General features: G+C 56.9%; 14 protein-coding genes. 9 read left to right on the forward strand and 5 right to left on the reverse strand.

Annotation, left to right across the window (positions count from 1 at the left end; all coding sequences use genetic code 11):
• Nucleotides 1–102: 102 nt before the first annotated feature.
• Nucleotides 103–711, reverse strand: a complete 609-nt coding sequence (locus QO005_RS09520; protein ID WP_307157782.1) for a DUF4334 domain-containing protein — start codon at nt 709–711, stop codon at nt 103–105.
• Nucleotides 712–800: 89 nt separating this feature from the next.
• On the opposite strand from QO005_RS09520, the gene QO005_RS09525 reads away from it, so the two are divergent.
• The 3 genes from QO005_RS09525 to QO005_RS09535 all read left to right on the forward strand — a co-directional run bounded on the left by QO005_RS09525 (nt 801) and on the right by QO005_RS09535 (nt 3,386).
• Nucleotides 801–1,868: a DNA topoisomerase IB gene (locus QO005_RS09525; RefSeq protein WP_307157783.1), complete on the forward strand. Its 1,068-nt coding sequence runs from the start codon at nt 801–803 to the stop codon at nt 1,866–1,868.
• Between the two features lie 178 nt (nt 1,869–2,046).
• Complete coding sequence (locus QO005_RS09530; RefSeq protein WP_307157784.1) at nt 2,047–3,039, forward strand: bile acid:sodium symporter family protein; 993 nt, start codon at nt 2,047–2,049, stop codon at nt 3,037–3,039.
• Nucleotides 3,040–3,170: 131 nt separating this feature from the next.
• On the forward strand, nt 3,171–3,386 hold the full coding sequence (locus QO005_RS09535) for a hypothetical protein (protein WP_307157785.1): 216 nt from the start codon (nt 3,171–3,173) through the stop codon (nt 3,384–3,386).
• A gap of 268 nt (nt 3,387–3,654) precedes the next feature.
• Here QO005_RS09535 and QO005_RS09540 read toward each other — a convergent pair whose 3' ends face one another.
• Both QO005_RS09540 and QO005_RS09545 read right to left on the reverse strand, forming a co-directional pair.
• Nucleotides 3,655–4,158 (reverse strand): YciE/YciF ferroxidase family protein, encoded by a 504-nt coding sequence (locus tag QO005_RS09540; RefSeq protein ID WP_307157786.1) that lies wholly within the window; start codon nt 4,156–4,158, stop codon nt 3,655–3,657.
• Between the two features lie 134 nt (nt 4,159–4,292).
• The gene (locus QO005_RS09545; protein ID WP_307157787.1) at nt 4,293–4,850 is read right to left on the reverse strand and encodes a DUF4142 domain-containing protein; all 558 of its coding nucleotides are present in this window, start codon (nt 4,848–4,850) and stop codon (nt 4,293–4,295) included.
• A 426-nt stretch (nt 4,851–5,276) separates the two neighbouring features.
• Between QO005_RS09545 and QO005_RS09550 the strand changes: the two genes are divergently transcribed.
• Nucleotides 5,277–6,044, forward strand: coding sequence for a BON domain-containing protein (locus QO005_RS09550; RefSeq protein WP_370878038.1), 768 nt, complete (start codon nt 5,277–5,279; stop codon nt 6,042–6,044).
• 105 nt (nt 6,045–6,149) lie between these two features.
• A complete protein-coding gene (locus tag QO005_RS09555) occupies nt 6,150–6,401 on the forward strand; it encodes a hypothetical protein (RefSeq protein ID WP_307157788.1) in 252 nt (83 codons plus the stop codon).
• 145 nt (nt 6,402–6,546) lie between these two features.
• Here QO005_RS09555 and QO005_RS09560 read toward each other — a convergent pair whose 3' ends face one another.
• The gene (locus tag QO005_RS09560) at nt 6,547–7,149 is read right to left on the reverse strand and encodes a cysteine hydrolase family protein (protein ID WP_307157789.1); all 603 of its coding nucleotides are present in this window, start codon (nt 7,147–7,149) and stop codon (nt 6,547–6,549) included.
• 255 nt (nt 7,150–7,404) lie between these two features.
• Here QO005_RS09560 and QO005_RS09565 point away from each other — a divergent pair, with 255 nt between their 5' ends.
• The 4 genes from QO005_RS09565 to QO005_RS09580 all read left to right on the forward strand — a co-directional run bounded on the left by QO005_RS09565 (nt 7,405) and on the right by QO005_RS09580 (nt 13,538).
• Entirely contained in the window at nt 7,405–10,293 is a 2,889-nt protein-coding gene (locus QO005_RS09565; RefSeq protein ID WP_307157790.1) for a hybrid sensor histidine kinase/response regulator, read from the forward strand.
• A 257-nt stretch (nt 10,294–10,550) separates the two neighbouring features.
• Entirely contained in the window at nt 10,551–11,675 is a 1,125-nt protein-coding gene (locus QO005_RS09570) for a PAS domain-containing protein (protein ID WP_307157791.1), read from the forward strand.
• A gap of 99 nt (nt 11,676–11,774) precedes the next feature.
• Nucleotides 11,775–12,200, forward strand: coding sequence for a response regulator (locus QO005_RS09575; RefSeq protein ID WP_307157792.1), 426 nt, complete (start codon nt 11,775–11,777; stop codon nt 12,198–12,200).
• A gap of 30 nt (nt 12,201–12,230) precedes the next feature.
• A complete protein-coding gene (locus tag QO005_RS09580) occupies nt 12,231–13,538 on the forward strand; it encodes an NAD(P)/FAD-dependent oxidoreductase (RefSeq protein ID WP_307157793.1) in 1,308 nt (435 codons plus the stop codon).
• A gap of 117 nt (nt 13,539–13,655) precedes the next feature.
• On the opposite strand, the gene QO005_RS09585 is transcribed toward QO005_RS09580, so the two are convergent.
• Nucleotides 13,656–14,321, reverse strand: a complete 666-nt coding sequence (locus QO005_RS09585) for a GntR family transcriptional regulator (RefSeq protein ID WP_307157794.1) — start codon at nt 14,319–14,321, stop codon at nt 13,656–13,658.
• Nucleotide 14,322 lies beyond the last annotated feature (1 nt).

Consider the following 14,322-nt stretch of genomic DNA (forward strand, 5'->3'; position numbering starts at 1 on the left):
GCCTTGGTGTGAAGGAAAGGGATGGGAATGGAACATTGCTCTTCGGGCTCCTTCAAGGGATCGGCGGCGCGACCCAGCGCCGGTTAACTCGGGGAAAGGCGATTAGTTCCCGGTGTTTTCGGCAATTTCGTCTTCCCGTGTCAGAAGAAAGAAAAAAGGCCGATCAAAATCCCGATAATCCATCAGTCCCAGACAGCGTCGCCCGTCGATCCGGCGAAAGTGATCGACGATCGGCTTCTCATCATAGATCATCGCCGCGCTAACGGTGCCACCCAGTGCTACCGGCCGCAAACGGGCCTTCGGGCGGGAAGCCGCAAACAGCCTGCCGCCATTGCGGACCAGCCAATGACCCGGGGCATGGTCGAACAACCAACGCTGGGCGGCGATCAATCGCAGGGGAATGAAAAACGGATTGAGAGGATAAAAGCCGAAGACGTCTTTCATCATCAGCGGATGACCTTCCTCGGCGGACAGAAACCATTTTCCGTACCAGCCGAATTTCGGCAGCATGCCATCCAGGGGATGAGAGGTCGTCAACTCGCTGCCGGACCATCGGCCAACCATATCCTCCACTTCCATGGCGGGAAGGCTGAGAAAGCGGGAAATAGCAGCTTCCGCAGCAAGACCATGATCCTGCCAATCTATCAGCCATGGGTCGGCGTCACGGGTGATCTTCACATCCATCGGCGGCGTCTTGCGCTCCCTTCTCAAGATGCTGCTATATCCTGGCAGACAACGGCAAGGGGCAGCATTTGTTCCCGGCCTGGGAACCGGCTGCGGTTGAGCGGGTTACTCCCGCCATGACAATAGTATCTGCGATGTCTCCCCTTCTCGAAGAACTGGACCTGGTAGGCCTGGTCTATGTCAGTGACGGCGAACCGGGCATTCGCCGGATCAGGCGGGGGCGCGGCTTCTGCTACAAGCTTCCTGACGGCGTTCTTCTCAAGAATCCGGAGATGCTGAAACGTATCACTTCGCTCGGTCTGCCCCCGGCCTATCGCGATGTCTGGATCTGCCTCGATCCGCGCGGTCATCTTCAGGCGACCGGCTTTGATCAGAGAGGGCGCAAGCAATATCGTTATCATCCGGATTGGCAGAACTGGCGCTCCCAGCTGAAATTTCAGGATCTTGCCGCCTTTGCGGAAGTCCTGCCCCGGATGCGTCGTCAGATTGACCGGGATCTCGCAGACCCGAAGGATGATCCTACCTTTCTTCTCGCAGCCCTGGCTGCGCTGCTCGATGCCAGCCATATCCGTGTCGGCAATCAGTCCTATGCGCGTGAAAATCAGACCTATGGCGCAACGACGCTTCTCAAACGGCACCTGAGCTTCGGTGAAGATGGGATACTCCTGAAGTTTACGGCAAAAGGCGGCAAGAAGGTGCACCGCCGGCTGAAACATCCCAAGCTTCAGCGAATCCTGGAGGAAATTGCCGATTTGCCGGGACGCGAACTCTTCTCCTATGTCGATGAGCATGGCGCCCTGCACCGGATCGACTCTGGCCGCTTGAATGCCTATCTCGGTGATATTGCCGGCCAGCCTGTGTCGGCCAAAACCTTTCGGACCTGGGGTGGCACGCTTGCCGGTTTCCGCGCGGCATTTTCTGCCCTACGGCAGGAGCGTGTGCCCACCATCAAAGATATCTGCACCGCAGCTGCCGAAGCGCTGCACAACACGCCGGCCATCTGTAGAACAAGCTATGTTCACCCGCATGTGCTGGCGCTGTCGGAGGTCAAGGATGCGGACAAAAGGCGGGCAGTGGTGGAGCACCTTGAGGCCGTGAAGCCAAAGTCGGAGCAGAAAGCCGATGAGGCAAGGCTTGCCCTTTATCTGGCGGATGCGACGCAATTGCTTGACATTCCTGCATGACTGACCTGCGCAAGAGAGAAATTGCATGCTGCGGCAGTTTGCCCTAGGTTCGGCCAGCCAAGAGCATTTCCAGAAATTCTGCCTGCGGTTTTTCCCGGAACATGCATGAGAACAAGAACTTCAGGCTGATCCGACAACCCGCACGATCGGACAGGCCGCGGAATCGGCTGGTTTTCCTATGAAACGCTTTCTTCCCGATACTTTCACCATTCTGCTTGTCTGCACAGTTGCGCTTGCCTCCGTATTGCCCGTCAGCGGCCAGCCGGCCCACTATTTTGCCTTTGCGACGAAACTTGCCATCGCGGCCCTGTTTTTCCTGCATGGGGCGCGGCTGTCTCGGGATGTGGTGCTGGCGGGGCTTCTGCATTGGCGGCTGCATCTGGTCATTCTGGCCACCACATTCGCGATTTTCCCGCTCCTGGGCCTCGGCCTGGGCTTTCTCTTTCACGATCTTCTGCCCGGACCGCTTTACCTCGGCATTCTCTATATCTGCGTGCTGCCGTCTACCGTGCAGTCGTCCATTGCCTTTACCTCCATGGCTGGCGGAAACGTGCCTGCCGCCATCTGTGCCGCCTCTGCCTCCAATATTTTCGGCATGATTCTCACCCCCCTGCTCTGCGGGCTCCTGCTCTCGGCGGGTGGTCATGGCGGTGTGTCGCTGGATGCGGTATCGCAGATTTTTGTGCAATTGCTGCTGCCCTTCCTGGCCGGGCAGCTCCTGCAGCCCTGGATCGGCAATTGGGTGCGGGCGCGCAAGAAGCTTCTGGCGCCGATCGACCGGGGCTCCATTCTCATGGTCGTCTATTCCGCCTTCAGTGAAGCGGTGATCGAGGGCATCTGGTTGAATTTCGATCTTGGGGATATCGCCATGGTTCTGGCGATCAATATCGTTCTTCTTACTCTGGTTCTGGTCATCACCACTTTTGGCAGCCGCGCACTTGGCTTCTCCCGGGAAGATGAAATTGCCATCACCTTTTGTGGATCCAAAAAGAGTCTCGCTTCCGGGGTTCCCATGGCCAGCGCCATTTTCGCCGGGCAAAGCATCGGCGCCATTGTCCTGCCGATCATGCTGTTTCACCAGATCCAACTGATGGCCTGTGCGGTCATCGCGCAGCGCTACGCGGCCAAGCGGCAGGCGGAACATGCTGCGGAAGTACCAATCTCGGCATAAACAGAAGGTTGTCTTTGCGGTGTGGAGAACGCTGCGGAGCAGGATAGAGGAACCTGCTTTATTTTTGCCATAGATGTGGAACTTTGGTGGCGATAACGGGTTAGGGCTTCATAAATGGAGGAGCCCCACCCATGCCTGAAGTGTTTTGCGATATTCTGCCTGAGCCCACCGGCTGGATTTTCATCGTCAACGGCACCCCCTCGCCGACCTATCCGAATGACCGGCTGGCCATGGAGGCCGCCCGCAGCCACGCACGCCACCAGCGGCTTGGCCGGGTCATCCTGCGGAAGCAGGATCTCCTGGGCCGTATGATGAAAGTGGCTGTCGAGGATCATGTCGCTCACTGAGATGACAAACAGCTACTGCATAATTCCTTAAATCGGAATCGATTTAAGAATAAAATTATGCAGCAAATATAAATCGCTACAGCGAACCCTTGTGCGCCATATATGGCGCACGGCGCTGTAGCGCCTTTCAGGGTTTCACGGAAATGCTCTGAAGTGTTGATGAAAACCTGGCCCGCGCTGCGGGCCGGCTTTTTTTGATGAAGAATTGGTATAAGGAAATCCCCACCCCTGCCCTTTCGGGCGGGATGGGGAAAAGACATGTGCGATATCAGGCCGCCTTCTTCTTCTGGGCGGCGGTGTTGACGGCGGTTTCCGCCAGCTTCGTCAGGCTTTCATCGGTTTTCGATTCTTCCGCCAGGGTTTGATCCAGCAGGGTGACCGCTTCCTTCAGGCCCAGTTGCGAAGCCCAAGTCCGAAGCGTGCCGTAACGGCTGATTTCATAATGCTCCACCGCCTGGGCGGCAGCCAGAAGGCCGGCATCGAGCGCGGGCGCACCCTTGAACTCCTCCAGAATTTCCTCACCTTCCTCCAGGATGCCGTCGATGGCCGGGCAGGTTTTCGCACGCGGACGTTTGCCGATCAGTTCAAAGACCTGTTGCAACCGCTCCACCTGACCTTCGGTCTCATCCCGATGCTGCTCGAAAGCCTGTTTCAGCTTCTGGTCCTGAGCGCCGCGTGCCATCTTGGGCAAGGCTTTCAAGATCTTGCGTTCAGCGTAGTAAATATCTTTCAAGGTCTCGTAAAAAAGATCCTCAAGCGTCTTCTCTGCCATGATAGGCCTCCTTGTTGTTTTAGATAATTAGACTAAGAATGACAGTTTCTGGCGATTTTTTTATGATTAATCGCTTGCATGTCCTTCCTTGCTGGTCTCGAACTCCGTTTTTACGTCTTTGTTCCTCGCCAATATTATTGACTGAAACTCTGGGCGCGGAGAAAATGCATGCGCAGGGTCGCAAATTCCGAAGCAGCATAGGTCTTGAGAGGGCCTGCCTTGCCTTGATCGGCATAGGCGGACATCAGCCGCATTGCCTGTTCATGCATATTGACCTGGGCCGACAAGAAGGCCGCGTCGAATTGATCGGGGGCGGCCTCCAAGGCCTCAAGGCGGGTTTGCTGTTCTTCCGGCAGGGTCTCGCTCAACTGGATGTTCTCCGACTTTGCCGCTTCCACCAGTTCGGCCTGGGCACGCCGGTGGTCCTGAGCCAACTGCCTTGCGAAGGCCTTCACGGCCTCGCTCTGCGCTTTTTGGTCTGCGATGGCGGCGGCTTTGATTTCGAAGAGATTGGCCGCAGCTGCCTGGGCTGCAAACTCCTGCGGCGTTGGGGCTTTTGCCTGATTATTCGCCGGGGTTGGCGGTTGCGGTGTCTGCACGGCTGGCGGCGGCATCTGTGGGGCCTGCTGCGCCGAAACCGAAGCAGCATAAAGGAGGGCGAGCGGTGCGATGAGAAGCGGTTTGACGGTCATGAGCATCCAATCCGTAAACGTCGGGATTTGTAAGCTATGGGTGGCCGTCGCGGCATGGGTCGGGACAGACGGCATGGGCCTCTAACCCGGGAGTTGGAACGATGTTCCTGTCATTGGGTGTGGTTGGTCTGGAATCGAGAAGGCGAAGTTTATCGGATGAAAACCGGCCTCTTTTTCACAAAGGTCCATAGGCAATGCTGGCCGGTGCTTTTGCTGGAATTGTTGTTGAGGCGGAACAAAGGAAGCAATCGGCAGGTTCAATTGATGAGACATGCAGACCTGAGCCGAGGCCAGATCTGCCCGTTTCTTAGAGCATGTCCGGTGAGCACGTGTTCACCGGACATGCTCTAAGTCTTTGATTTTTCGCATTTTCGGCCAGAAAACCGCGACTGCACTTTTCTTGGAAATGCTCTAGAGGAGACTGTTATGGCTTATGAAGATCGTTACCGCAATTTTGATGACCGTCGCCGCCTGAGGCCTGAACGTTATGAGCGTAACTCCAGCGACTACGGCCCGCATGAGAGCGGTTATGTGCGGGGCTATGACGATTATCGCGGCGGCTATGGCGATCAAGGCGCCGATCATCAGCGCGACTTCGGCTACAGCGGTGGATATGGCGGCGGGATGGGCTCATCGCGCTACCCGCGCATGGGCCGGGAAGACTGGAGTTCGGACGATCTTGGTTATGGCGATGGTCTGCGCCGTTCGGGCAGCGACCGCAGTCAGCCACGCCAGAGGTATGATTCTGAAGGATATTATCCCTCCGATCATCCTGAATACCGCGGGGGCTATGGCCGCGGGGAAGCAGGAAACGGCTGGCACCGCGATCGCGGCTTTATGGAAAAGGCAAGTGATGAGGTGGCATCCTGGTTTGGAGATCGCGAGGCAGAACGCCGCCGGGATCTGGACCAGCACCGTGGCAAGGGTCCGCGTGGTTATAAGCGCACGGATGCCCGCGTCCTCGAAGATGTCAATGACCGCCTGAGCGATGATCCCGCCGTGGACGCCTCCGATATCGATGTGCAGGTGGCGGACGGCGAGGTCACGCTTTCCGGGGAGGTGTCTTCGCGCTACGAGAAGCGCCGTGCGGAAGATGTGGCTGAATCGGTATCCGGCGTCCACAATGTCCAGAACAATATCCGGGTGCGTCGTGCTTCGCCGTCGGATGCCTCTTCGACGACCTCTTTTAGCTGAGGGCTGGAGTTCAGAGCCTAATCCGACCGGAGTGAAACGAGGGTCGGCACTATTATGCTGCAAAAAACAAAACTCTAGCAATCCCTGACAAGCCTGGAGACGACCATGCATTCCGACAAACAGCGCGGCCCTAACCTGAACGAGGGCCGAAATTCCGAGCCTCCTACCACCTCTTTGCCAGACAGCGACGAGGTGTTGAAGACCGGTAGGCGGGAGGAGATTGATCCTGATGAGCGTGCGAAGCTTGCGGCGCTCCGTGAGGCGCAACGCGCCCACGGCGATGTCTTTCTGGTAAAATCCGATCTGGAAGATGAGGATCAGCGGTCAGCAGCACCAGGAACGCGAGAGCAGCCCTGATGCGAGACCCGCAGCAAAATCCGATATGGGACCGGGCCTTTGGCGGTGATACCGCGAAAGGAACGGTCCTTTTCATGGCTTATATGGGTCTCTTCGTTCTGGTGGGGGCAACGCTTGTCTTCCTGTTGGGCCCGCCTTGAACGGCTCAGGACAGGGAGGCCTGAATGTTCAGAAACTCCTCGGAGGTTGTCAGCTGGACCTGGGCGGAAAAACGGGTGCCCATCAAGGTTAGCGATGCGTCATGGGTCAGGTCGATTGCGCTGCACAAAGCATCCTTGACCACAACCACCTTGAAGCCGAGATCGATAGCCCCGAGGCCTGTGGCCATCACGCAGACATCCGTTTCGCCGCCAGAGAGAACGAGCGTGGTGACGCCCTCCGCCCGAAGAATATTTGCAAGTCCTCCCTGGAACCAGGGAGAATAGGTGGCTTTGTCGAAAAGGCGTGCGGGTGGCGTCAATTCCGCCAGTTCAGGGATCAGATCGGTCAGTTCCGGCTCAAGATGGCTTCGCGTCATCATCCACCAATGCCGATAGTAATCCTGCCAGGCTCCTTGTGCCGCGTCAGGAGTGACCGGAGGTTGAAAGCGCGTGAAAATGGTGTGGGCGGGGATGGCTCTCGCAAGGCGTACCACGATGGGAATGGCCCTCTCCATCCAGGGCACTCTCCAGGGCGTATCTTCCGCAAACATTCTCTGCATATCCACGCACAGGTGGCGCCATTGACCTTCAATATGGATTTCCGTCATGGCTCACGTCATTATCATTCTAGCTGGTTGCGAAAGTCGATGCCGAACCGGTTTTTGCCGCCGTCATCCTCGCTCTTCGAACCTGCACCGAAAATTTCTGTTCCTTTTCGGTAAGCATAAATGTTAGCAATTCACAAAATGTAAGCCGATTGCCGTTAAATCTCAGCCTCGCTGACCTAGATAATATCGCACTTTGGGCAATCACTGCCCGGCTGCCATGCCTTTCATCGCTCCAGACGCAGGTTCTCGACACCCATGTTCCGTAATGCCCACCTGACCAAGGTCGATCTCGAGACCCTTTTTGATCTTTCGCCAAATCCTTATCTGATTATCGACCGCGAGCTGGTGATCGTTGGTATGAACATCGCTTATCTCACTGTCACCATGCGAGATCGGGCGGAGCTTTCGGGGCGGAAACTTTTTGAAGCATTTCCCAGTGAGGCAGGTTCGGTCTCGGACAGGATGCTGCGTTCCTCCTTGAACCGGGTTCTGGAAACGGGCCAGGTCGATCATCTGCCGCTCATTCCCTATCCGATCGCCTTGCCCGATGGACGCATAGAAGAGCGTTACTGGAGCGCCACGCACACGCCGCTTCTGGACGAGACGGGGCAGGTTCAGCTCATTTTGCAGCATACGGTGGATGTGACGGAGGTGCAGCGCCTTCGCCAGCGGGCTGAAAACGACATGAAGGTGGAGGTGGATATTCTCCGCCGCGCCCATGAAGTGAGTGGCCTCAATCTTTTGTTGGACCGGGAGCGTGGTTATTTTCGCTCGCTTCTGGAGCAGGCCCCGAGCTTTACAGCGGTGTTGCGCGGGCCGGATCATGTCTTCGACCTGACGAACGCGGCCTATCGTTCGCTGGTGAAGCGGGAGAATCTGACTGGAAAGCGCGTGGCCGATGCCCTGCCGGAGGTGGCGCTTCAGGGGTTCATCGAGGTGCTTGATCGGGTTTACCAGACGGGCGAGCCTTTCCAGGCCCGTGCCATGAAGGTGATGCTGGAAGGTGATCCTGACGGGACCGTTCGTGAGCTTTACCTGGATTTCGTTTTCCAGCCGATTCTGACCGAAACGGGTGAACCCTTCGGTATCTTCGTGCAAGGTCACGATGTGACGGAGCAGAAGCTGGCGGAAGATGCAGCACGCGAGAATGAGGAGCGCTTTCGCTCGCTCGCCCAGACCGTGCCGAACCATGCCTGGTCGATGACGCCGAACGGCGAGATCGAATGGTGCAATGACCGCTTCTACGAATATTCGGGCCTTGATCCGGAAACGGTGATCGGCCGCACGCCCGGACAATCCGTTCATCCCGAGGATATGGAGCGCCTTGCCTCGGCCTGGGCTGGCGGCCAGCGCACCGGCCAGTTGATCGAGACGGAACTCCGGTTCCGCCGACATGATGGCATCTATCACTGGCATCTCACTCGGGCCATTCCCTTCTTTGATGATGAAGGCCGGTTGGTGCGCTGGGTGGGCACAAATACCGATATCGAGGTTCAGAAAAGGACCGAAGAGCAACTCGAATATCTGGCCGAAATGCTGGAGCACCGCATTGAGGAGCGGACGCAGGAACTGGAGCAGACCCAGGAAGTGCTGCGACAGAGCCAGAAAATGGAAGCCATCGGCAATCTGGCCGGCGGTATCGCCCATGATTTCAACAATCTCCTGCAGGTGGTGGCGGGCAATCTGCAATTGCTGGCCCGGCATGTCGCTGGCAATGTGAAGGCCAATCAGCAACTGGAAAATGCGCTGACGGCCACCATGCGCGGAGCGAGGCTTGCCTCGCAGCTGCTGTCCTTCAGCCGCCGTCAGCCGCTGGCGCCAAAGGTGATCAATCTCGGACGGCTGGTGCGCGACATGGATCACATGGTGCGCCGCAGCCTGGGGGAAGCCATCGAAATCGAGACGATCGTGGGCGGTGGTCTCTGGAATACGCTGGTCGACCCGACCAATGTGGAAACGGCGGTACTCAATCTGGCGATCAATGCCCGCGATGCCATGGAAGGCCGTGGCAAGCTGACCATCGAGATCGGCAATGCCTATCTCGATGACGATTATGTGCGCTCCACACCGGATGTGGGGCCCGGCCAATATGTGATGCTGGCGGTGACGGATACCGGCCCTGGCATTCCAGCGGATATTATCGAAAAGGTCTTCGACCCCTTCTTCACCACCAAGCCGGAAGGCAAGGGCACTGGCCTCGGCCTTTCCATGGTCTATGGTTTTGTCAAGCAGTCTGGCGGCCATGTGCGGATCTACAGCGAGGTGGGCTCCGGCACCACGGTCAAGCTCTATCTGCCGCGTTCGCTGGAGCAGGAGGATGTGGTTCAAAACACGCCGCTGGCTATCGTCGGCGGTTCGGAAACCGTGCTGGTGGTGGAGGACGATGAGGCCGTGCGGGAAACGGCGGTGTCGCTGTTGATGGATCTTGGCTATACCGTTTTGAAGGCACGGGACGCGGCGGCGGGCCTTGTCGTTCTCGACAGCGGGGTGGCCATCGATCTTCTCTTTACCGATGTCGTCATGCCCGGACCGCTGAAAAGCACCGAGCTTGCCCGTCGTGCCAAAGAGCGGTTACCGGCGATCGGCGTGCTGTTTACCTCCGGCTATACCGAAAACTCCATTGTTCATGATGGCAAGCTGGATGCCGGTATCCAGTTTCTCAGCAAGCCCTATACGCGCGATCAACTGGCACGGAAGGTTCGCCAGATTATCGATGCGGAAAAAGCGGCGCTGCAAACCATTCTCCCCTCCCCTCCCCCACCTGTTGTTCCCTTGGTTCAGAAACGGCAGCTTTGTGTGCTGCTTTGCGAGGACGATTTCCTGATCCGGCTGAGCACCACCGAAATTCTGGAGGAAGCCGGCATGCAGGTGCTGGAGGCAGGCTCGATTGCCGAAAGTCTTGCGGCTGTGGAGACGGCCTCCCCTGACATTCTGGTCACGGATCTGCATCTGCCGGATGGATCCGGATCCGATCTGGCCCGGGTTCTCCGCGAGAAGCGGTCTGACCTGCCCGTTATCTTCGCGACGGGCGATAGCCGGTCATCCGCTGCAGGAGAGATCGAAGGCGCGGAAATCATGGCCAAACCCTATTCGCATGCCGCCCTTGAAGCGATGATCCGCAAGCTCTGCGCTGGTCCCTCATAACGCCATGGTTCGGGAGTTCTTATACGAACGGTCATTGAAGATGACCCTCCGTATTCCCTTTTCGAATATCTCAAGCCCCTAACGCAATTGAGATATTCGAAATCTCTTCAAGGCGAGGATGCGTGAGCATCTTCGAGCCTTGGTATTATGGGGTTGTGAAGAAATTGGAGTACGGGATAATTTTTTAAAAGGCTCCTGGAACAATTTTGAAGCAATTGCATTCAGGGTTCCGTGAAGTCAAAGAGTGTCGAAAGAGAATGGCGTCTGGCGAGAGTTCAAAAGAAATAGCACAACAGGCGGGCGCTCGCCTGCTCGCGGAACATGTGCGTGAGGATCCTTTTACCGCAGCCTTCAAGGCAACGCGGATGCCGATGATCATCACCAATCCCCGCCAGAAGGATAATCCGATTATCTTTGCCAATCGTGCCTTCTGCGAGTTGAGTGGTTACGATGCGGAAGAGCTGGTTGGCCGTAATTGCCGCCTGCTTCAGGGGCCGGAAACGGACAGAGCTGCGGTTGACCGGATCCGGGCAGGTATCGAGGCTGGGATCAATGTATCCGAAAACATTATGAACTACCGCAAGGATGGCTCAACCTTCTGGAACGCCTTGTTCATCAGTCCGGTCCGCAATGAGGCAGACGAAATCATCTACTTCTTTGCCTCTCAACTTGATTTCACAGCGGTGAAAGATAATGAAACCGCCTTGGCCGAGGCACGGATTGCCGCCGAGCGCGAAGTGGCGGATCGTACGCGCGATCTTCGTCAGGCCTTGCATGCCAAGACGGTGCTGGTTCATGAGGTGGATCACCGGGTCAAGAACAATCTGCTCACCATTGCTTCGCTTTTGAAATTGCAGGCCCGCAATTCCTCCGACCAAACCGTGAGGCAAACCCTCCATTCGGTGCTGGACCGGGTGGAGGCGCTGAGTACGGTTCAGCGCATGTTGTTCACCACGGATGACGTGACCCGCTTCGATGTGTCCGAATTCACGCGGGAACTGGTGGTGGATATGGTCAACGCGCTGAAACGCGACGATATCCGCCTTGAACTGGACCTTTCCTCGGTACTGGTTCCGGCCATCAAGGCGTCGCCGTTGGCGCTGATCGTGAACGAGTTGATTGGGAATACCGTTCGCCGGGGGCTGAAGGATGGTGGTGGCCTGATTTCGGTGACTGTGAAACGTCCGAACGGTCATTTCATCATCGAAATTCGCGATGATCTCGACGGGAAGGAGCCTGAAAACGAGGAGGCGGTTTTCAGCCAGTTGATCTTGAATACCTGCGCAAAACAATTGCGCGCGACGCTGACACGCGAGCAGTTGGACGGGTTTTTCCTGACGCGTCTGACATTGCCTGTCGAAGATGCCGAGCATGCCCGGTGAAGCAGTTTCGCCGGACATGCGCTGATCTCTTGTTTTCAATAACGTCCGGATAAAGGCCTATTACACTTTTGCCGGAGCTCACCTGGAAGGACCTCTACGTTGAATATCCTGATTGTTGAAGATGAGGCCCTTCTGGCGCTTGAGCTGGAAAGCGAGTTGGAATCGGTTGGCCATCAGGTGGTCGGGCATGCCATGTCCAGCCACGAGGCTCGCACCAAGATTGATGCGGAAAGGCCGGAATTCGCTTTTGTGGATGTCCATCTGCTTGACGGTGTCACCGGGCTTGATGTCGGTCGTTATCTCGCAGAACGGTCCATTCCCTTTGTTTTTGTAACTGGAAATGTTCGCCGGCTACCGGATGATTTTGTTGGAGCGATTGGCGCGATCGAAAAGCCCTATACGATGAACGGCCTGGAAAACGCCGTTAATTTCGTGGAACGCTTCATGCGTGGAGAGGTTCATCCCAAGGATGCCCCGCCAAGTCTCATTCTTTCCCGTGCTCTGCAGGAAAGCATGTCTGCCTGAGGGGTGATACCTTCGGAAGGATAGCTGTGCATGACAGGCAAGACCCGGCAAGGCAGATCGCATGTGGTCATCATTGGTGGCGGGTTCGGAGGCCTTGCCTGTGCGAGGGAGCTTGGTAACCGCGATGTGGATGTGACGCTGATTGATCGTCGCAACCACAATCTCTTCCAGCCCCTGCTCTATCAGGTGGCGACAGCTGCCTTGTCTCCTGCAGATATTGCCGAGCCCATTCGCCGCACGCTGGGTCGCTATCGGAATGTGAAGGTTTTGCTCGGTGAAGTGCATGGTGTTGATGCTGCCAGCCGCACGGTGAGCTTTGACGGTGGCAGATGGATTTCCTATGATTATCTCGTGATCGCGACTGGCTCCGAATATAATTATTTCGGGCATGAAGACTGGCGTCCGCTGGCACCCGGGCTGAAGACCATTCACGAGGCGCGGCTTCTTCGCCAGCGTCTGTTGCTCGCTTTCGAGAAGGCGGAGCGAAGCACCGACCGCGAGGAGCAGAAAGCGCTGCTAACCAGTGTTGTCATCGGTGGCGGCCCGACCGGGGTGGAAATGGCGGGTGCTATTTCAGAGCTCGGTCAGGCAGTTTTAAAACAGGATTTCCGTCAAATCGATGCCTCCTTATTTCGGGTCTTGCTGGTGGAAGCCGGTCCCAAGCTTCTCGCAGCCTTTCCGGAGACCTTGACCGACTATGCAAAAAATACCCTCGAAAATATGGGGGTTCAGATTCGGCTAGGAGCCTCTGTCAGCCAGATCTCACCCAATGCCGTACAGATTGGCGAGAAGAGTGTGCGGGCGGGCTGCATTGTCTGGGCTGCGGGTATTCGCCCCTCCCCTGCTGCACAATGGCTGGGTTTGGAGACTGTGGCCAGAGGGCGTATTCCTGTTGATATGCATCTTTCGGTTGTTGATTGCCCCGATGTCTATGCTTTGGGCGATACAAGTCAGTTTCTTGATGAACACGGCAAACCCGTGCCTGCACTTGCTCAGGTGGCCAAGCAGCAAGGCCGCTACCTCGGCCGGAGCCTTCTCAAGCGTATGGCGGGTGAGGCCGAGGTAAAGCCGTTTCGGTTTCACAATCGCGGCAATACGGCGGTTATCGGGCGGCACGCTGCTGTTTTCGACTTCGGCAGGTGGCAGATGAAGGGCCGATTGGCCTGGTTTCTCTGGGCGGTAGTACATGTCTTGCTGCTGGTGAACTTCGAAAAGCGGATCCTCGTCAGTCTGCAATGGATGTGGCGGTATTTGACCCACAATATTGGCGCACGGCTGATCGATGAGAATACCCGAAATATTCCCGCGACGACGGATATCCAGGAGACGTTGCGTTAACAGCAAGGCTTGAGGATGCTATCGCGTCCTCGCCAAGGGATATTCGAAAGGGGGAATACGAAGAGTCATTTTCAATGACTCCTCGTAGAGGTCGGCTACATCCGTTTCCCGTCATTCTTATGTGACGGGAGGGAGCAGGGAACTACCATCGCCATTCGATTTTATATGGTTGTAAGCCGCCTCGCCCGCAGCGACGCAGTCGCCGCGCAAGATTGCCATCACGATGTGATCATGTTCGCGATAAGACTGCGCCATCCGAATTTTGTGACGCGGTTGCTGGCGGCGGAAAGGCATCAACCGCTGGCGGGTCTGAACGATCAGGTCGTGAAGATGTTCATTATGCGCGCCAACATAAAGCCGCTCATGGAAGGTACTGTTGCTCTCGGCATAATCCCGGTCATTGCCGTCGTGAACGAGCTGGGCTGACCGTCGGTGCAGACGCTCAAGCATATGGCGTTCTTCCGCAGACATGCGCTCAGCCGCAAGCCTGGCTGCGATTTGCTCCAGTTCTGCCATGGTTTCGACCATGGAGGAGAGTGTTGTTGGGCCGATGCTTGCCACCACCGCAGAACGATTGGGCGACTGCTCCACCAGGCGAAGGGCGGTGAGGTGGCGCAGAGCCTCCCGCACCGGGGTCCGCGACACCTGGAACCGTGCGGCAAGCGACAACTCATCCAATCTTTCGCCCGGCATCATGTGGCCGCTGACGATCAGATCGCTCAGGGCCTCCACCAGTTGATCGACGGTTTTGCCGCTGCGCTCGGTGAGGTTTTTGGTTCTCAAG

Origin of the sequence: Allorhizobium paknamense, from assembly GCF_030815125.1 — a bacterium.
GTDB lineage: Bacteria > Pseudomonadota > Alphaproteobacteria > Rhizobiales > Rhizobiaceae > Allorhizobium > Allorhizobium paknamense.